The organism is Nocardia sp. NPDC052112 (assembly GCF_040680135.1).
GTDB lineage: Bacteria > Actinomycetota > Actinomycetes > Mycobacteriales > Mycobacteriaceae > Nocardia.
In genome coordinates this window covers 471,044-491,782 of sequence record NZ_JBFAWD010000001.1, presented here as the reverse complement: position 1 = coordinate 491,782, position 20,739 = coordinate 471,044, and the positions used below count along the sequence as shown (strand labels likewise).

Below are 20,739 nucleotides of genomic sequence, written 5' to 3'. Positions count from 1 at the left end.
AATCGGTAACCCGATGGTCTGTGCCGGGAAACGAAATCCGACACGTCGGCGGAGTAAGCCGGGTTCCTCACATGCCGGTCATCGGGCACATCTAGGGTGGTTGGGGTAAACCCGGTTCGCATTCCACCGCTGCCGTGCGTGCACCCCTCCGCCACCGTCGACGAAAACAATGTCAGGAGAATCTCGGTCGTGTCAGTCACAGACGACATCCGCGCCCTCACTCAGCCGAACCACCCGGACGACTGGACGGATCTGGACACCAAGGCCGTCGACACCGTTCGGGTTCTAGCCGCCGATTCGGTCCAGAACGCCGGGAACGGGCACCCCGGCACCGCGATGAGCCTCGCACCGCTGGCCTACACGCTCTATCAGCGCACCATGCGCCTGGACCCGAGTGATCCGAGCTGGGTCGGCCGGGACCGGTTCGTGCTGTCCTGCGGTCACTCCAGCATCACCCAGTACATCCAGCTCTACCTGGCCGGATACGGTCTGGAGCTGAACGATCTCGAGCACCTGCGCAAGTGGGGCTCGCTCACCCCCGGCCACCCCGAATTCCGCCACACCGACGGCGTCGAGATCACCACCGGCCCGCTGGGCCAGGGTCTGGCCGCCGCGGTCGGTATGGCGATGGCGGCGCGGCGCGAGCGCGGTCTGTTCGACCCGGACGCCGCACCGGGCACCAGCCCGTTCGACCACTTCATCTACGTCATCGCCTCCGACGGCGATATGGAGGAAGGCGTCACCTCCGAGGCCTCCTCGCTCGCGGGCACCCAGCAGCTGGGCAACCTGGTCGTGATCTACGACGACAACAAGATCTCCATCGAGGACGACACCACCATCGCCTTCACCGAGGATGTCGCCGAGCGGTACGCGGCGTACGGCTGGCATGTGCAGGTGGTCGAGGGTGGCGAGGATGTCGTCGCCATCGAGGCGGCGCTGGCCGCAGCCAAGGCGGAGACCGGCAAGCCCTCGATCATCGTGCTGCGCACCATCATCGGCTACCCGGCCCCCAACAAGATGAACACGGGCGCCGCGCACGGTGCCGCACTCGGTGCCGACGAAGTGGCCGCCACCAAGAAGATCCTCGGCTTCGACCCGGAAAAGAACTTCCAGGTCGACGACGATGTCATCGCGCACACCCGCAAGGTGGTCGAGCGCGGTCGGCAGGCGCATGCGGCATGGCAGCAGCGGTTCGACGCGTGGGCCGCCGCAAACCCGCGGCACAAGGCGCTGTTCGATCGGCTCGCCAAGCGTGAGCTGCCCGCGGGCTGGGCCGCGAATCTGCCTACCTACGAGGCGGATCCGAAGGGGATGGCCACTCGCAAGGCGTCCGGCAAGGCGCTCGCCGCGCTGGCACCGGTGCTGCCGGAGCTGTGGGGCGGTTCGGCCGACCTCGCCGAATCCAACAACACCACCATGCCCGACGCGCCGAGCTTCGGACCGGAATCGATTTCGACCGGCATGTGGAAGGCCAACCCGTATGGCCGCACCCTGCACTTCGGTGTGCGTGAGCACGCCATGGGCGCGATCCTCAACGGCATTGCCCTGCACGGCCCGACCCGTCCGTATGGCGGCACCTTCCTGGTCTTCTCCGATTACATGCGTCCGGCTGTGCGCCTGGCCGCCTTGATGCGGGTGCCCGCGATCTACGTGTGGACGCACGACTCCATCGGCCTCGGTGAGGACGGCCCGACGCATCAGCCGATCGAACATCTGGCCGCACTGCGCGCGATTCCGGGTCTGAACGTGGTTCGCCCCGGCGACGCCAACGAGACCACCTACGCCTGGCGCACCATCCTGGAGCGCGACAGCAGCGAGCACACCTCACACTTCTCGGTCTCCGACCCCGCCCACCAGGACGGACCGTCCGCGCTCGCACTGACCCGCCAAGATCTGCCGATCGTCGAGGGCACCAGCTACGAGGGCGTCAAGAAGGGCGGCTATGTGCTGGCCGAGGCGTCCACCGGCACCCCGCAGGTAATCCTGATCGCGACCGGATCCGAGCTCCAGCTCGCGGTCGCGGCGCGCACTACGCTGGAGGCGCAGGGCATCGGCACCCGCGTGGTCTCGATGCCGTGCGTGGAGTGGTTCGACGCGCAGGACAAGGCATATCGGGACGAGGTGCTGCCGCCCGCGGTCGCCGCTCGCGTGGCCGTCGAGGCCGGTATCGCGATGCCGTGGTACCGGTTCACCGGTGATGCGGGCGAGATCGTGTCGATCGAGCACTTCGGTGCCTCGGCCGACTTCAAGACCTTGTTCCGCGAGTTCGGGATCACCGCGGAAGCCGTGGTGGCTGCCGCGCAGCGCACGCTGGAAAACGTGAAGGGATAAGAGCTCATGGCACAGAACGAAAACCTCGCCGCCCTCTCGGCCGCGGGCGTCTCGGTGTGGCTCGATGATCTGTCGCGGGACCGGATTCAGTCCGGCAACCTGGCCGAGCTCATCGAAACCCGCAGCGTCGTCGGGGTCACCACCAATCCGACCATCTTCCAGGGCGCCCTGAGCCAGGGCCACGCCTACGACGGCCAGGTGAAAGAGCTTGCCGCCCAAGGCGCGGATGTGGATTCCGCGATCCGCACCATCACCACCGACGATGTGCGCGCGGCCTGCGATGTGCTGGCCGGGGCCTACGAGGCCAGCAATGGCGTGGACGGCCGGGTCTCCATCGAGGTCGACCCGCGCCTGGCCTTCGACGCCGATCAGACGGTCGCCCAGGCCATCGACCTGTGGAAGACGGTGGACCGGCCCAACCTGTTCATCAAGATTCCGGCCACCGAGGCGGGCCTGCCCGCGATCACCCGGGTGATCGCGGAGGGCATCAGCGTCAACGTGACCCTGATCTTCTCGGTCAAGCGCTACCGCGAGGTGATGGGCGCCTATCTGGACGGTCTGCGCGGCGCCAAGGCCGCCAGCCACGATCTGGCCAAGATCCATTCGGTCGCTTCGTTCTTCGTCTCCCGCGTGGACACCGAGATCGATAAGCGGCTCGAGGCGATCGGCACGGCGGAGGCCCTCGCACTGCGCGGACAGGCCGGTGTCGCCAACGCGCGCCTGGCCTACGCCGAGTACCAGGATGTTTTCGACGGTGGTGCGCACACCTCGACCTACGCGCATCTGGCCGCCGCCGGCGCGAATCGGCAACGGCCGCTGTGGGCTTCGACGGGTGTGAAGAATCCGGAGTATTCGGACACGCTGTACGTCACCGAACTGGTCGCGCCGAATACGGTGAATACACTGCCGGAGAAGACCCTCGAGGCGGTCGCCGATCACGGCGAGATCCGTGGCGACGCCGTCAGCGGTACCGCCGCGGCCGCGCAGGAGGCCTTCGACAAGCTCGTCGCGGTCGGCATCGACCTCGACGACGTATTCGAGGTACTCGAGCGCGAGGGTGTGGAGAAGTTCGAGAAGTCGTGGGAGGAGCTGCTTTCCGCCACGGCAGGCGAACTGGCCAAGACTCGGAAAAACTGACCCGATGGCCGGCGCTCAGACGAATACCTGGAAAAACCCGCTCCGTGACGAGCGGGATAAGCGGATCCCCCGCATCGCGGGGCCGTGCAGCATGGTGATCTTCGGCGTCACCGGCGATCTGTCCCGGAAGAAACTGATGCCGGCCATCTACGATCTGGCGAACCGGGGGCTGCTGCCCCCGGGTTTCGCACTGGTCGGCTTCGCCCGCCGGAACTACGCCGACGAGGATTTCGCGCAGGTCGTGCTCGAGGCGGTAAGAGCGCACGCCCGCACACCGTTTCGGCAGGAGGTCTGGGACCACCTGGTCGAGGGCATTCGATTCGTGCAGGGTTCCTTCGACGACGATTCGGCCTTCGCCAAACTCGCCGATACCTTGGCCAAGCTGGACAAAGACCGGGGCACCGGCGGCAATCATGCCTTCTACCTGTCGATTCCGCCGAATATGTTCCCGCTGGTGCTCGATCAGCTCTCCGAGCACAAACTGGCCCAACCGACGAAAACCGATGGCGAGGGCCGCAAGCCGTGGCGCCGGGTGGTGATCGAGAAGCCGTTCGGCCACGACCTGGACAGTGCGGTCGAACTCAACGCGCTGGTCAACCGGGTGTTCCCGGAGGAGACGGTATTCCGCATCGATCACTATCTCGGCAAGGAGACGGTGCAGAACATCCTGGCACTGCGCTTCGCCAACCAGCTCTACGAACCGATCTGGAATGCCAATTACGTCGACCATGTCCAGATCACCATGGCCGAGGACATCGGATTGGGCGGGCGCGCGGGCTATTACGACGGCATCGGCGCGGCCCGCGACGTCATCCAGAACCACCTGCTGCAATTGCTCGCGCTGACGGCCATGGAGGAGCCGATCAGCTTCGAGCCCAAGCAGTTGCAGGCCGAGAAGATCAAGGTGCTCTCGGCGACCAGACTCGTCGAGCCCCTCGATGAAACCACCGCGCGCGGCCAGTACGCGGAGGGCTGGCAGGGCGGTGAGCATGTGGTCGGACTGCTCGGCGAGGAGGGTTTCGACCCGCAATCGCGCACCGAGACCTACGCGGCGATCACCCTCGACATCGACACCCGGCGCTGGGCGGGTGTGCCGTTCTACCTGCGCACCGGAAAACGCCTGGGCCGCAGGGTGACCGAGATCGCGGTGGTGTTCAAGCGGGCTCCGCATCTACCGTTCGACCAGACCATGACCGAAGATCTCGGCCAGAACGCGGTGGTGATTCGGGTCCAGCCCGATGAGGGCATTACCACCCGGTTCGGTTCGAAGGTGCCGGGGTCGAGCATGGAAGTGCGCGACGTCAATATGGATTTCAGTTACGGCGAGGCGTTCACCGAATCCTCCCCCGAGGCCTACGAACGCCTGATCCTCGATGTGCTGCTCGGGGTGCCGTCCCTGTTCCCGGTGAACGCGGAGGTCGAATTGTCCTGGCGCATCCTGGATCCGGTGCTCGAGCATTGGGCCGCAGACGGCAAACCCGAACAGTATGAGGCGGGGACCTGGGGTCCGGCCTCGGCCGATGAGATGTTGGCCCGCACCGGGCGTGAATGGCGGCGGCCATGATCGTCGATATGCCACAGACCACCACCTCCGAGGTCACCAAACGCCTGGTGCGGCTTCGGGAGAGCAATGGCGTGATCACCATGGGTCGGGTGCTGACCCTGGTCGTCTGCACGCTGGACAGCTCCGAGGCCGAGGACGCCATCGACGCCGCCAATGACGCCAGCCGCGAACATCCCTGTCGCGTGGTCGTGCTGGCGCGCGGCGACCGCGAGGCCGAGACGCGATTGGATGCCCAGATCCGCGTGGGCGGAGATGCCGGGGCCGCCGAGGTGATAGTGCTGCGGCTGCAGGGTGATCTGATCAACCACGAGAGCAGCGTCGTCATCCCGTTCCTGCTGCCGGATACTCCGGTGGTGGCCTGGTGGCCGCGCGGCGCCCCGGAGTTCCCATCCAAGGATTCGGTGGGACGCTTGGCGACTCGCCGTATCACCGATGCCACCTTCGCGGCCGATCCGCAGGCGACGATCAAGAAGCGGCTCGCCTCCCATGCCTCCGGGGATACCGATCTGGCGTGGAGCCGCATCACCTATTGGCGGGCGCTGCTGGCGGCTGCCATGGACGAACCGCCGTTCGAGCCGGTGGATTCGGTGATCGTTTCCGGACTGCGCGACGAACCCGCGCTGGATATGCTCGCGGGCTGGTTGGCCGCCCGGCTCAACTGTCCGGTACGTCGCCGCTCGGGTGCGTTGCGGGTGCAGGTGCATCGCCCGACGGTGTCGATCGCGATCGAGCGGCCGCAGACCGGGCGTACCGCGACACTGACCCGCACCGGTGACCCTGATCAGCGAATCGCCTTGGCGCGCAGGGAAACTCGCGACTGCCTCGCCGAGGAACTGCGCCGGCTGGATGCCGACGATATCTATGCCGAGGCGCTCGCCGGAATCGAGAAGGTGACCTATGACTGAGCGCGCGGACTTTCCCGCGAATACCGTCGAAGTACATGACGACACCGACGCGTTGGTCGCCGTGGCGGCCGCGCGATTCGTCGCCGTCGTGGTGGCGGCACAGGCGGCGCGTGGTTCCGCATCGGTGGTGTTGACCGGCGGTGGCACCGGAATCGGCCTGTTGGAATTGGTCCGCAAGACACCCGGCGATATCGACTGGTCGCGGCTCGACGTGTTCTGGGGTGACGAACGATTCGTACCCGCGGGCGATGCGGAGCGCAATGATCTGCAGGCGCGTGACGCGCTGCTGGATCATGTGCCGGTGGATCCGTCGCGGGTGCACCCGGTTGCCACCTCCGATGGTGAGTATCCGGATCCGGTCGAGGCCGCCGCGGAATATGCGGCGGCCGTGCACGCACACCTCGCGGAGCACGGGGCCTTCGATCTGCACCTGCTCGGTATGGGTGGCGAAGGGCATGTGAATTCGCTGTTCCCGCATACCGATGCGGTGCGCGAACAACACGAACTCGTTGTCGCGGTATCGGATTCGCCCAAGCCGCCGCCGGTGCGCGTCACGCTGACACTGCCCGCGGTGCGGCACACTCGACACGTCGTGCTGGTTGTCGGCGGTGCGGCCAAGGCCGAAGCCGTCGCCGCGGCCGTCGCGGGTGCGGATCCGGTGGAGATTCCCGCGGCGGGTGCGCTCGGGTCGGAATCCACCACATGGCTGTTGGATCGGGACGCCGCTGCGGCCTTGCCGGGTGCCTCGAACTAACTCAGCAGCCGCTGCGCCGTTGCGCCGAGGACCAGTTCGCGCACCCGCGGTGAGCGGGTCGCGCGTTCGACGGTGACGCGTGCGATGACCGGGTCGCCGTAGGGCGCGTCCGAGCCGAAGAGGGTGCGCTCCGGAATTTCGGCGATGGCCAGGCGAACGGCGAAAATGATACTGGCAGTGGACAGTTCGAGGTACATATTCGGGGTGTCGCGGACCATTTCGATCGCGTCCATCCAGTGCGCTCCGCCGAGTTGGGAGACCACCAAGGGGACGCGCGGATAGCGTCGTGCGAGGTCGGTCATGGTGCGCAGGTCGGCGGCGGTCGTCGGCGCGGCACCGTGCACGACGACAGGAAGTCCATCGTGGTCGGCGGCGGCACGGAGTACCGGCTCGAGGAGAGCTGCCTGTTCGGGCGGCGGAGTCAACTCACCGATACCGCGCAGTCCGTGCCCGACTACCTCCCGTTCGACGATCGCCTCGACATCGGGCGCATCGAGCGGCACCGAGGCGAAGCCGATGAAGCGATCCGGGTGGGCGGCGAGCGCGGCGTCTAGTTCGTGCCGGGCCGCCTCGCGGCCGAGGGCACCGCCACCGGCGAGCGCATCCGTCAGCCGGTGCATCTCATCGCGGAGTTCGACGAGATTTCCGGCCCGTTCGGGATGCGGTCGGGTCATGAAGAGGATGGTCTTGTCTACGCCGGCCGCATCGAGCAGCGCGATGTGGTCGGTGAGCGGATCGTGGACGTGGCTGTGTGCGTCGATGATCAACGTTTCCTCCTGGCGGAATCGAGTTGCTCGCTCGAGTGTTGATCCCTGACACCATGGGAAGGTCAAATCATGCTGATCGGTGAGCTGGCCAGCCGTACCCGCACCAGCGAGCGGCTGCTGCGGTATTACGAGCGGGTCGGGCTGCTGTCGGCCGAACGCCGAACCAATGGATATCGCGAGTATGATGCGGCCGCCGAACAGCGGGTTGGGCAGATTCGCGCATTGCTCGTGGCGGGACTCTCGACCCGGGTGATCCGACAACTGCTGCCGTGCACTGTCGACGATGGTGTGTTGCGGGCTTGTCCTGGCGTACTGCCCGCGCTGCGGGATCGGCTGGCCGAGTTGGACCGTCGGGCCGCGGCGCTCGATACCGCTCGCGATGTGCTGCGGCGGACGATCGAGGAGACCGAGCAGTCTCGCTGACGCCGCGATTGTGCGCCAGTTCGACTCGACCACTCGGTGACAACCGATAAATACGCGATTCGAGACCGGTGCGCTCGGATTAATTTCTTGCAATGACCAATGTGATCAGAATAGTTTCGGAAATCGCACCGAAATCAGGTCCCGGGAGCAGCCTTCGTCGGAGATGATCACAGCGTGACCGAACAGCGAGTCGACCTTGATGAGCGGCTCCGCGCCGAATTATCGGCGCTGGAACCGCGACCGAGCCGTCCCGTCGAGCAGCCGCTCGAGGGTGTCGCGCTCACCGGAGCCCAGTGCCTGGACCTGTTCGAATCACAGGCGACCAGTAGGCATCTCGATCTGGCGGCGCGTCGCTTGGGCAGCGCCAAGCGCGGCTACTACAGCATCGGGTCATCCGGGCACGAGGGCAATGCGGCAGTGGCAGCGGCCCTGCGCCCCACCGATCCGGCGCTGCTGCACTATCGCTCCGGAGCGTTCTTCGTGCACCGGACCAGGCAGGTACCCGGCCTAGACCCTATTCGGGATGTGCTGCTCGGCGTGGTCGCGGCGGCCGCCGAGCCGATATCCGGCGGCCGTCACAAGGTCTTCGGCAGTAAGCCGGCCGCGGTGATCCCGCAGACCTCCACCATCGCGTCACATCTGCCCCGCGCTGTCGGACTCGCCTTCGCGATCGAGCGCGCGGCACGGCTCGGCCTCGCGGGCGAATGGCCGTCGGATTCGGTAGTGCTCTGCAGTTTCGGCGATGCGTCGGCCAATCACTCCACCGCCGCCGGTGCCATCAATGCCGCGATTCATACTGCACACCAGGGGGTTCCGCTCCCGCTGCTATTCGTCTGCGAGGACAATGGGATCGGCATCAGCGTCCCGACCCCGCCCGGCTGGATCGAACAGTCCTACGGCATCCGCCTCGGGCTGCAGTATTTCGATGCCGACGGCTGTGATCTCCTCGACGCCGCGACAACCGCGACCCAGGCGGCCGACTGGGTGCGCGAACACCGTAAACCGGCCTTCCTCCACCTGCGCACCGTACGGCTCATGGGCCACGCCGGATCCGATGTCGAATCCGCCTACCGCAGCCCCACCGATATCGCCGCCGACCTGCGCCGCGACCCGGTGACCGCAACCGCCCGCCTCCTGGTCACCTCCGGCGTCGCCACCCCGACCGAAGTCATCGCCCGCTACGACGACATCGGCGACCGAGTCGCCACCATGGCCGAATCGGTATGGCAGGACCCTAAATTGACCTCGGCCGCCGCGGTAATGGCACCGTTGGCCCCGCTGCACCCGGACCTGGTACGGGCCGATGTGTTCCGTCGAGGTCCACTCGGATCCAGCGAGGCCGACCAGCCGGGCGAGAGTCGGTGCGACGGGCAGTATTCCGCGACCGAGCAACAGGCCGATACATCGATCGCCGATATATCCACCCGCGCAGCAGAATTGGACAGTGTGGTCACTTGCGACACCGATGCGACCATTCACGGCGTAGCGGAACACACAGTTGCACAAGGTGATTCGGTGACATTGGCGCAGGCGATCAATCAGACGCTCGCCGGACTGCTCGACCGGGATCCCGATGTGCTGGTCTTCGGCGAGGATGTCGGGCGCAAGGGCGGCGTGTACGGCGTCACCAAGGGGCTGCAGAAGCAGTTCGGAGTTCGCCGGGTGTTCGATACGCTGCTCGACGAACAGAGTGTGCTGGGCACGGCTTTGGGCGCCGGGCTCGCCGGATTCGTGCCGATTCCGGAAATCCAGTATCTCGCCTATGTACACAATGCCGCGGACCAGTTGCGCGGGGAAGCCGCCACCCTGTCGTACTTCTCCCAGGGGCAATACCGAAATCCGATGGTCGTCCGCATCGCCGGTTACGGCTATCAGAAGGGATTCGGCGGCCACTTCCACAACGACAATTCCATTGCGGCACTGCGTGATATCCCCGGCCTTATCATCGCCTCCCCCGCCCGCGCCGATGACGCCGCCGCCATGCTGCGCACCTGCGTCGCCGCGGCCCGCGTCGACGGCCGGGTCTGCGTCTATCTCGAACCCATCGCCCTCTACCACACGCGCGACCTACACCACCCTGGCGATAATGCCTGGCTCGCAACACCTTCCAATGCCGACCACGTCGCTGTCGGTCGCGCCCGCGGCTACGGCGACGGTGGCGACCTCACCATCGTCACCTTCGCCAATGGCGTCCCCATGAGTCTGCGGGTAGCCCAACGCCTCTCGTCGCGCGGTATCCGAGCCCGCGTCCTCGACCTGCGCTGGCTCTCGCCACTCCCGCTCGACGACCTCCTGCACCACGCCCGTGCCACCGGCCGAGTTCTCATCGCCGACGAAACCCGGCACACCGGCGGCATCTCCGAATCCCTCTGCACCGCCCTGATCGATGCCGGTTTCGACGGCCCCATAGCCCGCGTAACCAGCGCAGACTCCTTCATTCCCCTGGGCCCGGCCGCGGGCACGGTCCTGCTCGACGAATCCCGGATCGAATCCGCCGCCACCGACCTCGTCACCCGCCCTGGGCGGTGAATCCACCCCGCTCGGGACCGCGGGTAACTCGCCGACCCCTCGTATCGGCGAGTACCGCGCGCCCGCTGGCACCGCTACCGCCGCAACCTCGGCACCGCTTCCAGGATTTCTCGCAAGGACGGCCGAAATCCGTTGCGCGGCTCGTGGATCCAGCGTCGGAAACCGCGCCGCTCAATATCGGGTGAGGGCAGGACAATGTATTTCGACGCGACGCCGATATTCCAACGCAGCAGCGCGGGTGTCAGATTCTCCGGACACGGCCCGGACGGTCGGTCGGAAAGGTCCACCGCCGCGAGGCCGGGTGCTCGATCACCGGCCCCAACGGCACCGACTGTTCCGCGACGAATTCCGTTGCCAGCCTCGACGGCATCACCACCGCACTGACCGGTCCGGTCTGCACGATGATCCGCGTCTCGGTCTCGGGCATGATCACCGCGGGGAGTCCGAGATCGCGTCGGCAGTGCCGACAGCGCTGCGCGGTTGCCTCTGCGCTACTGGACATTTCGCACCATCCGACGATCGTTCGTGGCTGTCGTCATCCGACGCCCCCGCTACCCGCGACGCAGGGGATGGTCGTGGATCGACCCCTGACGATATCGCGCCGCGACGGTGGATACGTTTTTCCGCGCCGCCGTTCCCCAGCCGATCGATGGCGTGGCACTGCGCTTCGACGCGGACGAGTTCGATGCCTTCCGGCACGGCGTGCTGAACCACGAATTCGATTGCGTGCGATTCATCGCCGCCCGAGTCACCCCCGATTGCGCCGACCGATCCGACACGCGGCGGCCGACTTCCGTTGAATCGGATTCGGCGGCGCCACCGAGGAAATACAGTGGACATACGGTGACCAGCGGCGAAAGGGCACGGCTATGACCACGATGTCCATGCTCGGCGAGGTACGACCCGAACACGATCGGGCGATGGAGGACGGCAGGGTGCTCCTGCACTTTCTGCGGTCGTTCCGGATGCCCGTACTCGACGTATGGTCCGCCTGCGCCGAACGCCGGCAATTGGATCGCTGGTTCGGCAAGGTCACCGGCGGCAACGGCAACCTGACCATCGAACCATTCGACGGACCGGTTCCCGGCCCCATCGCGATCCGCGTCGAGGACTGCCGCGCACCACATGATCTGGTGATCCATATCGACGGCGGCATCCTCGAACTGCGTATGACCCAGGTGGGCGTCGTCACCAATCTCGAACTGATCCGCCGCCACATCTGCCCCGCCGACGCCTGCTCGGTGGGCCCGCGCTGGCAGTACCTGCTGGACCGTCTCACCGCTTACCTGGACCAACGCCCCCTTCCCAGCTGGGCCGATTACCCCGAACTGACCGACGAATACCGCTGACCCGCGCGCCGGCTACTGCGTGAGCGCCGGATTCGGGACCAGATCGCGCAGATGGGTGGTGATCAAGGTATTGACCTCGTCGGTGCGTTCCAGCTGCACGAGATGACCCGCGTCCGCGATCTTGGTAACGGCACGCAGATCGGCAACGTTGGCGCGGAGTGTCGCGAGCGGATCGCGGCCGCTGAAGCCCTCCATATCCGGATCCCGGTCGCCGTAAAGGAAATACGTCGGAACGGAGATCTCGGCGTCGGCGAATTCGGCGGCGAGTTCCCAGTTCCGATCGAGCACCCGGTACCAATTGAGGCCGCCGGTAAATCCCGTGCGCTCGAAATCCTGTGCCAGGGTGTCGAATTCGGCAATGGTGAGCCAGCGCCACGGCAGCAGCGGGGCCTCGGGGAGAACGTCGAGGTAGCCGGTGCCCTCGGCCGGGAAGCGCCAGGTGTCGAGGTAGTGGTAGTCGGCACTGAGCGAGTAGTAGACGCGGGCCAGGAATTCCCTTGTGCGGCCGCCCAGTTCGGCATCGGCCACACCCGGCCGCTGGAAATAGTCCAGATGCAGAAAGTGCCGCTGGGCGGCCTTCGCCCACAGCTGCGACGGCGCGCGCGGCGGTCGCGGGGCGAACGGATTGTTGAGCACGATGACGCCGCTCACCCGCTCCGGCGCGCGCAACGCCAACTCCCATACCAGCGCGGCCCCGAAATCCAGGCCGACGAAGACCGCCTGCTCGGCTCCCATGTCATCGAGCAGGCCGAGCAGATCGCCGATGACGGCGCGGTTCGTATAGTCCTCGATGTCGGTAGGCACATCGGTGCGACCGTATCCACGCAAATCCGGCGCGACGGCCCGATACCCCGCCGCCGCGACCGCCGTGAGCTGGCGATGCCATATGAACCAGGTGTGCGGAAAGCCGTGGCAGAAGATCACCGGATGCCCCTCGCCCTGTTCGGCGACATGCATGTCGATGCCGTTGCTCGTCACGAACCGATGGGTCAATTCCACTACGGCCTCCAATAGCTAGAACGTGTTCTTGTTTCACGGTAATGTCCCGGGATCGTGAACGGAATACCTCAGGTTCTAGGCGGCCGGGTCGCGGTGGTAACCGGCGCGAGCCGCGGCATCGGTAAGGGCATCGCGCTGGAGTTGGGTGCGGCAGGCGCCACGGTCTACGTCACCGGGCGCACAGCCACACCGGGACGCCTACCCGGAACCGTGCACGCGACCGCGGCGGAGATAGACCTACTCGGCGGCATCGGGGTCCCGGTCGTCTGCGATCACCGCGACGACGACGCGGTCGAACGGCTCTTCGAGCGGATCCGTAACGAGCACGGACGCCTCGATGTGCTGGTGAACAATGTCTACAACGCTCCCGCCGCCGCGCGCTGGCTTGGCAAACCGTTCTGGGAGGTACCGCCGCAGGCGTGGGATGAGACCTTCGACGTCGGCGTCCGATCACATTACGTCGCAAGCGTTTTCGCGGCTCCGCTGCTGATCGAATCGGCGGGTCTTATCGCCAATATCTCCTCCCCCGGCGCCGATCGCTACATGCACAACGCGGTATACGGTGTCGCCAAGGCCGCGCTGGACCGCCTCACCTCGGATATGGCCGACGATCTCGCCGAAACGGGTGTCACGGTGGTCTCGCTGTGGCCCGGAATCGTGGACACCGAACTGCTGCAGATGGTTCCGCGCGATAAGGACGGCCGACGTGTCGTCACCCTGCCCGGTGAGGGCACCTACGATCTCGACAACGCCGAATCCCCCCACTTTCCGGGTCGCGCCGTCGTCGCACTGGCCGCCGACCCGGACCGCTGCCAACGCTCCGGATCGGCCTGGCGCATAGCGGATCTCGCCGAAGAGTACGGTTTCACCGACGTCGACGGCCGCATCCCGCGCAACGACTGAGATTCAGACGAGACTCAGAAAGCGCTGCACCGACCGCAACGGCGTCGGCTTGACCCGCCAGGTCAGATAGATATGCGATCGCGGCGCATCCACGATATCGATGTAGACCACGCCTGGATGCGGTGCGCGAGTGCGCGCCAGCACCGGCACAATCCCGATACCGCGTTCCGCCGCGACAAGTTCGATCCACTCGTCGAAATTCGTACAGGTGATGACGGTGCGGTTCGGATCGGGCGGGTCCCACGATTCGGCATTGGTGGTGCCGGAAACGGTATTGGCCACCAGCGGATAGTGCGCGAGATCGGCCCAGCGCGCCTCGACCGCGCCGGCCAGCGGTGCATGCACCGAAACGGCCAGAACCCGCGGCTCCGAACCGATTTCGCGCGATTCGAGATGGTGCGGCAGCCAGATATCGTTGCGGTGGATGGCGATATCGATCGAGCGGTCGTCCAGCGCCGCCATCGGATCCTCCACGCGGCGCAGCGAAATGCGGCCGCCGAGCGCCTCGTAACGGGTGCGGATCGCGGCGAACCACGCATCGGGCAGCAGCCAGGAGAATCCGACCTCGATCGTGGCGCGCATGCGCAGATCCGCCTGGACGGTCTCGATATCACCGATAATGCGCCTGCCGTGTTCGAGCAGTTCGATCCCCTCGTCGGTCAGCTCGAAACGCCGAGACGTGCGCTCGATCAACCGGCATTCGACCAGGCGCTCCAACTGCTGGATGGTCCTGGTCAGCGCGGGCTGGCTGAGGTGTAGCCGGGCGGCGGCGCGGGTGTAGTTCGCTTCCTCGCAGAGCGCTAGGTACGCCCGTAGGTGCCGCAGCTCGATATCCATGCGTCGAGCGTATACATCGTGCACAGAAAGCATTTCACAGCCTCGTCAACGGACCATACCGTCGGATCTCGTGACCGCATCAGCTCTCCTCGACAGCCCGCACCGCACCATCGCACCAGCACTGGCCGCAGGTGCGGGCCTGGCAGGCGCCGTCGGTGTCGGGCGCTTCGCCTACACACCACTGCTGCCCGCCATGGTGGACGCGCACCGCGTCGATGCCCACGGCGGCGCGTTCATCGCGGCCGCCAACTACGCGGGCTATCTCGCCGGCGCTGTGCTGCTCGCGCGTTGCCCGGATCTGAACAACCGCAAGGCCTTTCGCATCTCGGCCGGGGTCCTGGTAGCCAGCGAAGCACTGGTCGTACTACCCGGCCCGACGGCGCTCCCGGCGCTGCTGCGCCTGATCGCGGGCGTGGCGAGTGCGGTGATCTTCGTCGGCTGCGCGGGCGCGATCGCCCGGCTCGGTGGCCGTGCGCATGCGGCAGGTATCGCCTTCGGCGGAGTCGGATTCGGAATCGCGCTCACCGGATTGCTCGCACTGGCCGCGCGGCCGGTGCTGTCCTGGCAGGGGCTGTGGCTCGGTGCCGCCGGACTGACCGCGCTACTACTTCTGCCCGCCTTCCGACTGGATATCCACGGACGTCAGCGCACCGAGGCGGTTCGCGCGAAACGGACGAGTACGGCTTGGCGCGCACTGCTCATCGCCTACTCGCTCGAAGGCGTCGGCTATATCGTGCTCGGCACCTTCCTGGTCGCCGCCGTCGGCGCGCACAACGCGACCGTGGGCTCGGCGATGTGGGTGATCGTCGGCGCGGCCGCCACACCGGCCGTGCTCTGGAGCATTGCCGCACATCGCTGGAGCCCGACGACCGCCCTGGTCCTCGCGCTACTCGCGCAATGCGCGTCGTCGGCCCTGCTCGCCTTGTCGACGACCGTGTGGTCGGCGATCGTCGCGGCAGCACTGTTCGGCGCGACGTTCATGGGCATCTGCATGCTCGCGATCCAGATCGGTATCGAACTGACCGACCACCGGGCCGCGGCCACGCTCACCGCGGGCTATGGTGCCGGGCAGATGCTGGGTCCCCTGGTCGTCGCGCCGGTCATCGGCGACGGTTATGCGACGGCCTTCGTCATCGCGACCCTGGTGCTGGCGGCGGCGACGGCGGCGGCCGTCATCGTCGCCGGGCAACTCAAGCGAACTTGATCTCCAGGCCGATGCCGAGGATGGCGATGAGCCAGATCAGGCCGGTGAAGATGGTGATGCGGTCGAGGTTCTTCTCGACGACGGTCGAACCCGACAGGCTGGACTGCACGCCGCCACCGAACAAGCTGGACAGACCTCCACCCTTGGCGCGGTGCAGCAGCACCAGCAGCACCAGCAGCACGCTGGTGATGATCAGGAGGATATCCAGGAACATCCGCATGCCGGACAGTCTATGGGTGAGCGCCGGCAGCCGCATAATCACCCCGGTTCGACGCGACCTACGGTGTGTCTACCGCGACCAGGTGCGTGGTGGTTTCCCGGCCGATCATGTACTCCGCGACGGCGCGCTCGCGCAGTTGGTCCTGGGCAGTCAGCCGCACCTGATGCTGATGCATATGTTCCGACCAGGAGCGCACCACGAACGCCTCGACATAGCGATCGACCACCCCGACGTCGCGATACAGCCGCCATTCCATCGCGCCGGTACGCTGCATGGACCGTCCGACGAACACCATCGCGGCCAGGAATTCGTCGACCTTCTCCGGCGGCACATCGTAGGTGCGCAGCACCAGCACCGGTCCGTCCTCGGGATCCGGTTCGACCACGAGCTGCGGTTCCGGCCAGAAGGCGCTCGGGCTCATATCCAATTCCTCCGCATTGTGGCGGATAGGCAGCCAGACCGAACTGAGCGCGGAGCCGGCCAACAGCGCGGCGGCCGCCAGCAGTGCCGTCACCGGCCCTACCGCACCCGCGACCAGCCCCCACACCAGCGAGCCGAGTGCCTGGCCGCCCATGAACACCAGCATGTACACCGACAACCCACGCGCCCGCACCCACGCGGGCAGCAGCAGCTGCATGGTCGAGTTCATCGTCGACATCGCGAGCAGCCAGGCGAATCCGGCGCCGACCAACAACACCAACACCACCGGCACGCTGCGCAGCAGCGCGGCACCCGCCGAGGCGATGCCGAACAGGATCGCGGCCGCGGTCAAGCGCTGTGTGGGTGTCAGCAGGGCACGCACCCGGCCCAAGCCGATCGCACCCAGCACCGCGCCGAGGCCGAGCGCACCGAGCAGCAGACCGTAGCCGGAGGAGGACAACCCGAGCTCGTCACGGGCGATGACCGGAAGCAGCGCCCACACCGCGCTGGCCGGGGCGATGAACAGAATCGAGCGCAACAGCACCCGCCGGATCCCGGGCGCGGCACGAATGAACCGGGTGCCCGCCTGCAGCGCGGCCAGCGGACGTTCGCTGGGCAGCTTCCGTTCCCGCGTCGGTCTGCGCCAGCTGAGCAGCACCGTGACGATACCGACGAACGAGACCGCGTTCAGCGCGAACACCAGTGTCGGCCCGGATACCGAAACCAGCACACCCGCGACGGCGGGCCCGACCGAGCGCCCGATATTGATATTCATACTGCCCAGCGCCGCAGCGGACGGAATCTCTTCGCGCGCGACGAGTTCCGGCTGAATGGCCTGCCAAGACGGCGCCGTCATGGCCTGCCCGCACCCGAGCAGGAACAGCAATGTCAACAGCACACCCGGAGTCGTATGCCCGGTCGCCGTCGACACCGCGAGCACCGCCGCCAACACGGCCATGGCCGACTGCGCGCCCACCAGCAACCTGCGCCGATCCAACAGATCCGCCAACACCCCCGACGGAATCGACAACAGCATCACCGGCAATGTCGTCGCCGTCTGCACAAACGCCACCAATGTCGCGGCATTGGGCGCATCGACCAGAATCCACTGCGCCCCAACGGTTTGCATCCAGGTACCCAGATTCGAAACCAACTGCGCCACCCACAGCGCCCGATAGATCCGCGACCGTAGCGGCGCCCAGGTGGATAACGGTGTCGTCGCATCGGCAATGGTCACGGGCCGAGCATAGCGACGGGTGCACGCACGCGCCCGTTCGCTATTCCGCTGGAGGGCGCCGATCCGCTTGGCCGCGAGGCCCCGCCTCGGGTCGATGCGGTGCGCGGCCGGGGCGGCTGCTGGTCGGCCGTCGCACGGGCCGGCCACGTCCGTTTCCGGTGCATGTCCCCCTGGGGATAGCCGCCTCTACCTGGCATTTGTCTTCCGAAGGGCGGGGCGCGGACGTGCCGATTTCCGCGGATTCGACCGGCCGCGGCCGTACCATCGGCTACATGTCGGCGACAACGGTGCGCGTTGGGGTTCTTCTGGCTGTGGCGGCCGGTCTGGTGGCCGGCTGTTCGGATGACGATAAGAACGCGGAGAAACCGGCGCGGTCGCCGATGGGGCGAACCTTTGTCTCGACCGGTGTCGAGGGGCAGCAGATTCCGGGCGGTGGGCCGATGACACTCACGTTTGCCGATGGCAAGATCTCGGCGAACTCCGGCTGCAATACGGCCGACGGGACGGTGGATCTGACCGATGGGATCCTGCACGTCGGGACCCTTGCCAGCACCCTGATGGCATGTCCGGAGGAACGCGGCCAAGCCGACAGTTGGCAGGACAAGGTGTTGACATCGCTGCCCAAATGGCGGATCGACGACGGGACACTGACGCTGACCGGAAAGGAAACAACGGTTACCTTGCTGGACAAGAAGCTCGCGCAGCCCGATCAGCCGCTCATCGGCACGACGTGGATCGTCTCCACGCTGACGACACCCGATGCGCAGATCCGTTCGCAGACCCTGGACGAGGTGAAACCAACGCTCACCATCGCGGCCGACGGCGGGGTCTCCGGCAGCGCCGGATGCAATCGCATGACCGGTCACGCCACCGCATCGCCCGCCGCCAACGGTCCGGACGTCACATTCCGGATCGGCACCACGAAGATGGCGTGCGCACCGGAGATCATGGAGGTCGAGCAGGCAGTGCTGAAGGCCCTCGACGGCAAGACAACGGCCACCATCGACGCGGACACGCTGATTCTGCGCAATACCAACGGGTTCGGCCTGACACTGCGCGCGGCATAGCGTGAACCGAAACTCCCGCTCACCGGATCTACGTCATCCGGACCGCAAACGCACCTGGCATGTGGCGATCGGCCCCTGGCCGGATCTTCCGTCCGCCCACATCGAGAAACTGCCGGCGCCGCCGTCACCGGTAACCCTCGTCCGCTATGCGGAGCTCTATGCCGCCGCCGGCCACATCCGCCGTACCGAAAGCGGCGGCTGGGATATGGATGCCGTCACCGCGCTACTGGCCGCGCGCGACAAATTTCTGCACACCACCTTCACTTTGGGCTATATCGATGCCGATGGCGCACTCCTGGCGGACTGCTCCGTCGGCATCTCCGAGGAAACCGCCAGGCTGTGCATCGTGCACGCGACCAAGCAGCCGGCCGAACTCGCCGCCCTGCTCCGCGGGACGCTGTACCGATTACATGTGCACTATCCGGAGGTGGCGACCGCCGAGGTCACGATGGACCCGCACGACGAGCCACTGGAGCTGGCACTGACAGCCAGCGGCTTCATCGTGAACCATCTCTGATCGGCGACAACTACTTCCGCGTCAGGACTACTCGGTCCGCGATCCGCTCCGTCTCTCCGGGCGGCGCGAAGTAGAGTTCCATGGTCACCCGATCGGCCGACTTCAGTTCGATCACCGTCCGCATCGGAATCGTCTTGCCGACGAACTGTGGACCGAGCACACCCGGATCGGTGAACTCCCCCGCCACCTCGATATCGGCAGCGCCGCCGCTGGCCTTTGCGCCCTTGTAGGTCATCATCATCGGCGTCACGCTGTCCACCGTCGACCATTCGAAGCGGTCGTCGGTCGGCGAATAACCGAGCGTCCCGAGCCGGTAGTACGGCTTGCCACCGAAGGTCCCCTCGGCCTCCTCCTGCATGAAGTTATTGCCCGTCTTGCCGATCCAGTGCCAGCGCGAGGTGATATCGCTCTTGATCGGATTGTCCGCGGTACCACCCGCGATGTACGTCGACTTGACGCCATTCCATTCGCCCACCAGCTGATTCAGCTTCTGGTGCCCGGCATCCTGGTTGGTGGGTGCCGCCTCGGCACTCGATACGGTTTCCACCGGCGAGGGGGAATCATCGGAGCATCCGGCCCCGAACACGGTGCACGCCATCAGCGCGACCGTGACCAATGCGCGCGTCTTGGTTGATTTCACGTGAAAGTCCTTGTCGGCCTACGGATCTTCAAACGCGAACAGCATCGCATCCCCGCCACCGGTCCCCTTGCCTCGAGCGGGAAGGCCGAACGCGAATCAGCCCGGCAGCGCGCGATCAGGCGTGCTACCGGGCTGATTCGACATTCATGTCAGGGCAGCGGACCACCCGCGGCAATCGCGGACAGCGTGGCGAATTCGTCGCCCTTGAGCGACGCACCGCCGACGAGCGCGCCATCGATATCGGTCTGTGCGACCAATTCGCCGACGTTCTTGGCATTCACCGAACCGCCGTATAGCACCCGCACACCCGCGGCGACCTCGGCCGAGGCCAGACCGACGAGTTCCGCGCGAATCGCACCGCAGACTTCCTGCGCGTCGGCGGGGGTGGCGACCTTACCGGTACCGATGGCCCAGACCGGCTCGTAGGCAATGACGATCTTCGAAATCTCTTCGGCCGTCAGACCTTTGAGCGAGCCACGCAACTGCTCGAGGTTGTACTCGACGTGGGTCTTCGCCTCGCGGACATTGAGTCCCTCACCGATGCACACGATCGGAGTGATCCCGTACTTCAGCGCCTGCTTGGCCTTGGCCAGCACGGTGGCGTCGTCCTCGGAGTGGTACTGCCGCCGCTCCGAGTGGCCGACGACCGCGAAGGTGCAGCCCAGTTTGGCCAGCATCGCACCGCTGATCTCACCGGTGTACGCGCCCTCGTCGTGGGTCGACACATCCTGCGCACCATACGTGATCAGCAGCTTGTCACCCTCGACGAGGGTTTGTACGCTGCGGATATCGGTGAACGGCGGGATGACCGCGACGTCGACCTTGGCGAAGTACTTCTCCGGCAGTGCGAAAGCGATCTTCTGCACCAGGGCGATGGCCTCGAGGTGATTGAGGTTCATCTTCCAGTTGCCCGCGATGAGCGGTTTGCGTGCCATG

The 20,739-nt window shown here is 66.3% G+C and carries 20 protein-coding genes; 12 read left to right on the top strand and 8 right to left on the bottom strand.

The annotated features are described in order from the left end of the window. Positions 1 to 189 precede the first annotated feature (189 nt). Genes tkt through pgl form a run of 5 tightly spaced genes read left to right on the top strand, consistent with a single transcriptional unit; the run spans position 190 to position 6,691 of the window. The gene (gene tkt, locus AB0L58_RS02295; RefSeq protein ID WP_364379577.1) at positions 190 to 2,331 is read left to right on the top strand and encodes a transketolase; all 2,142 of its coding nucleotides are present in this window, start codon (positions 190 to 192) and stop codon (positions 2,329 to 2,331) included. Positions 2,332 to 2,337: 6 nt separating this feature from the next. Continuing rightward, positions 2,338 to 3,468, top strand: coding sequence for a transaldolase (tal, locus tag AB0L58_RS02290; protein ID WP_364379574.1), 1,131 nt, complete (start codon positions 2,338 to 2,340; stop codon positions 3,466 to 3,468). A 4-nt stretch (positions 3,469 to 3,472) separates the two neighbouring features. After that, on the top strand, positions 3,473 to 5,032 hold the full coding sequence (gene zwf, locus AB0L58_RS02285) for a glucose-6-phosphate dehydrogenase (RefSeq protein WP_364379571.1): 1,560 nt from the start codon (positions 3,473 to 3,475) through the stop codon (positions 5,030 to 5,032). Continuing rightward, on the top strand, positions 5,029 to 5,937 hold the full coding sequence (opcA, locus tag AB0L58_RS02280; protein ID WP_364379568.1) for a glucose-6-phosphate dehydrogenase assembly protein OpcA: 909 nt from the start codon (positions 5,029 to 5,031) through the stop codon (positions 5,935 to 5,937). Before zwf ends, opcA begins: the two co-directional genes overlap by 4 nt. After that, a complete protein-coding gene (gene pgl, locus AB0L58_RS02275; RefSeq protein ID WP_364379565.1) occupies positions 5,930 to 6,691 on the top strand; it encodes a 6-phosphogluconolactonase in 762 nt (253 codons plus the stop codon). The genes opcA and pgl overlap by 8 nt, the downstream gene beginning before the upstream one ends. Here pgl and AB0L58_RS02270 read toward each other — a convergent pair. Continuing rightward, the gene (locus AB0L58_RS02270; protein ID WP_364379562.1) at positions 6,688 to 7,458 is read right to left on the bottom strand and encodes an amidohydrolase family protein; all 771 of its coding nucleotides are present in this window, start codon (positions 7,456 to 7,458) and stop codon (positions 6,688 to 6,690) included. The genes pgl and AB0L58_RS02270 overlap by 4 nt on opposite strands. Before the next feature lie 69 nt (positions 7,459 to 7,527). On the opposite strand from AB0L58_RS02270, the gene AB0L58_RS02265 reads away from it, so the two are divergent. Both AB0L58_RS02265 and AB0L58_RS02260 read left to right on the top strand, forming a co-directional pair. Continuing rightward, positions 7,528 to 7,881, top strand: a complete 354-nt coding sequence (locus AB0L58_RS02265) for a MerR family transcriptional regulator (protein WP_364379559.1) — start codon at positions 7,528 to 7,530, stop codon at positions 7,879 to 7,881. Between the two features lie 174 nt (positions 7,882 to 8,055). Continuing rightward, on the top strand, positions 8,056 to 10,410 hold the full coding sequence (locus AB0L58_RS02260; protein ID WP_364379555.1) for a thiamine pyrophosphate-dependent enzyme: 2,355 nt from the start codon (positions 8,056 to 8,058) through the stop codon (positions 10,408 to 10,410). 241 nt (positions 10,411 to 10,651) lie between these two features. Here the strand turns inward: AB0L58_RS02260 and AB0L58_RS02255 are convergent, their stop codons facing one another. After that, complete coding sequence (locus tag AB0L58_RS02255) at positions 10,652 to 10,912, bottom strand: hypothetical protein (RefSeq protein WP_364379552.1); 261 nt, start codon at positions 10,910 to 10,912, stop codon at positions 10,652 to 10,654. A gap of 367 nt (positions 10,913 to 11,279) precedes the next feature. Between AB0L58_RS02255 and AB0L58_RS02250 the strand changes: the two genes are divergently transcribed. Beyond that, positions 11,280 to 11,759, top strand: coding sequence for a hypothetical protein (locus AB0L58_RS02250; RefSeq protein WP_364379549.1), 480 nt, complete (start codon positions 11,280 to 11,282; stop codon positions 11,757 to 11,759). Between the two features lie 12 nt (positions 11,760 to 11,771). On the opposite strand, the gene AB0L58_RS02245 is transcribed toward AB0L58_RS02250, so the two are convergent. Continuing rightward, positions 11,772 to 12,758 carry an alpha/beta hydrolase gene (locus AB0L58_RS02245; RefSeq protein ID WP_364379546.1) on the bottom strand — a complete coding sequence of 329 codons (987 nt, stop codon included), beginning with the start codon at positions 12,756 to 12,758 and terminating at the stop codon, positions 11,772 to 11,774. 54 nt (positions 12,759 to 12,812) lie between these two features. Between AB0L58_RS02245 and AB0L58_RS02240 the strand changes: the two genes are divergently transcribed. Beyond that, positions 12,813 to 13,661 (top strand): SDR family NAD(P)-dependent oxidoreductase, encoded by an 849-nt coding sequence (locus tag AB0L58_RS02240; protein ID WP_364379544.1) that lies wholly within the window; start codon positions 12,813 to 12,815, stop codon positions 13,659 to 13,661. 3 nt (positions 13,662 to 13,664) lie between these two features. Here the strand turns inward: AB0L58_RS02240 and AB0L58_RS02235 are convergent, their stop codons facing one another. Next, positions 13,665 to 14,498: a LysR family transcriptional regulator gene (locus AB0L58_RS02235; protein ID WP_364379542.1), complete on the bottom strand. Its 834-nt coding sequence runs from the start codon at positions 14,496 to 14,498 to the stop codon at positions 13,665 to 13,667. 70 nt (positions 14,499 to 14,568) lie between these two features. Here AB0L58_RS02235 and AB0L58_RS02230 point away from each other — a divergent pair, with 70 nt between their 5' ends. After that, on the top strand, positions 14,569 to 15,702 hold the full coding sequence (locus AB0L58_RS02230) for a YbfB/YjiJ family MFS transporter (RefSeq protein ID WP_364379539.1): 1,134 nt from the start codon (positions 14,569 to 14,571) through the stop codon (positions 15,700 to 15,702). Here AB0L58_RS02230 and secG read toward each other — a convergent pair. Together secG and AB0L58_RS02220 are read right to left on the bottom strand one after the other, a co-directional pair. After that, positions 15,689 to 15,922, bottom strand: coding sequence for a preprotein translocase subunit SecG (gene secG, locus AB0L58_RS02225; protein ID WP_062991810.1), 234 nt, complete (start codon positions 15,920 to 15,922; stop codon positions 15,689 to 15,691). The two genes, AB0L58_RS02230 and secG, sit on opposite strands and share 14 nt — an antisense overlap. Before the next feature lie 58 nt (positions 15,923 to 15,980). Beyond that, a complete protein-coding gene (locus AB0L58_RS02220; protein WP_364379536.1) occupies positions 15,981 to 17,579 on the bottom strand; it encodes an MFS transporter in 1,599 nt (532 codons plus the stop codon). Positions 17,580 to 17,851: 272 nt separating this feature from the next. Here AB0L58_RS02220 and AB0L58_RS02215 point away from each other — a divergent pair, with 272 nt between their 5' ends. Together AB0L58_RS02215 and AB0L58_RS02210 are read left to right on the top strand one after the other, a co-directional pair. Then, entirely contained in the window at positions 17,852 to 18,646 is a 795-nt protein-coding gene (locus AB0L58_RS02215; protein WP_364379533.1) for an META domain-containing protein, read from the top strand. A 1-nt stretch (position 18,647) separates the two neighbouring features. Beyond that, positions 18,648 to 19,163 carry a hypothetical protein gene (locus AB0L58_RS02210; protein ID WP_364379530.1) on the top strand — a complete coding sequence of 172 codons (516 nt, stop codon included), beginning with the start codon at positions 18,648 to 18,650 and terminating at the stop codon, positions 19,161 to 19,163. Between the two features lie 10 nt (positions 19,164 to 19,173). Here AB0L58_RS02210 and AB0L58_RS02205 read toward each other — a convergent pair whose 3' ends face one another. Both AB0L58_RS02205 and tpiA read right to left on the bottom strand, forming a co-directional pair. After that, on the bottom strand, positions 19,174 to 19,803 hold the full coding sequence (locus AB0L58_RS02205) for a DUF1579 family protein (protein WP_364379527.1): 630 nt from the start codon (positions 19,801 to 19,803) through the stop codon (positions 19,174 to 19,176). A gap of 149 nt (positions 19,804 to 19,952) precedes the next feature. After that, positions 19,953 to 20,738, bottom strand: a complete 786-nt coding sequence (gene tpiA / locus AB0L58_RS02200) for a triose-phosphate isomerase (RefSeq protein ID WP_364379525.1) — start codon at positions 20,736 to 20,738, stop codon at positions 19,953 to 19,955. Position 20,739: the final 1 nt, after the last annotated feature.

Excerpts from the sequence above, each read along its gene's own strand:
- AB0L58_RS02215 (WP_364379533.1), top strand. The coding sequence starts at position 17,852 with ATGTCGGCGACAACGGTGCGCGTTGGGGTTCTTCTGGCTGTGGCGGCC.
- secG (WP_062991810.1), bottom strand. The coding sequence starts at position 15,922 with ATGCGGATGTTCCTGGATATCCTCCTGATCATCACCAGCGTGCTGCTG.
- opcA (WP_364379568.1), top strand. The coding sequence starts at position 5,029 with ATGATCGTCGATATGCCACAGACCACCACCTCCGAGGTCACCAAACGC.
- tpiA (WP_364379525.1), bottom strand. The coding sequence starts at position 20,738 with ATGGCACGCAAACCGCTCATCGCGGGCAACTGGAAGATGAACCTCAAT.
- AB0L58_RS02250 (WP_364379549.1), top strand. The coding sequence starts at position 11,280 with ATGACCACGATGTCCATGCTCGGCGAGGTACGACCCGAACACGATCGG.
- AB0L58_RS02265 (WP_364379559.1), top strand. The coding sequence starts at position 7,528 with ATGCTGATCGGTGAGCTGGCCAGCCGTACCCGCACCAGCGAGCGGCTG.
- pgl (WP_364379565.1), top strand. The coding sequence starts at position 5,930 with ATGACTGAGCGCGCGGACTTTCCCGCGAATACCGTCGAAGTACATGAC.
- AB0L58_RS02255 (WP_364379552.1), bottom strand. The coding sequence starts at position 10,912 with ATGTCCAGTAGCGCAGAGGCAACCGCGCAGCGCTGTCGGCACTGCCGA.
- AB0L58_RS02235 (WP_364379542.1), bottom strand. The coding sequence starts at position 14,498 with ATGGATATCGAGCTGCGGCACCTACGGGCGTACCTAGCGCTCTGCGAG.
- zwf (WP_364379571.1), top strand. The coding sequence starts at position 3,473 with ATGGCCGGCGCTCAGACGAATACCTGGAAAAACCCGCTCCGTGACGAG.
- tal (WP_364379574.1), top strand. The coding sequence starts at position 2,338 with ATGGCACAGAACGAAAACCTCGCCGCCCTCTCGGCCGCGGGCGTCTCG.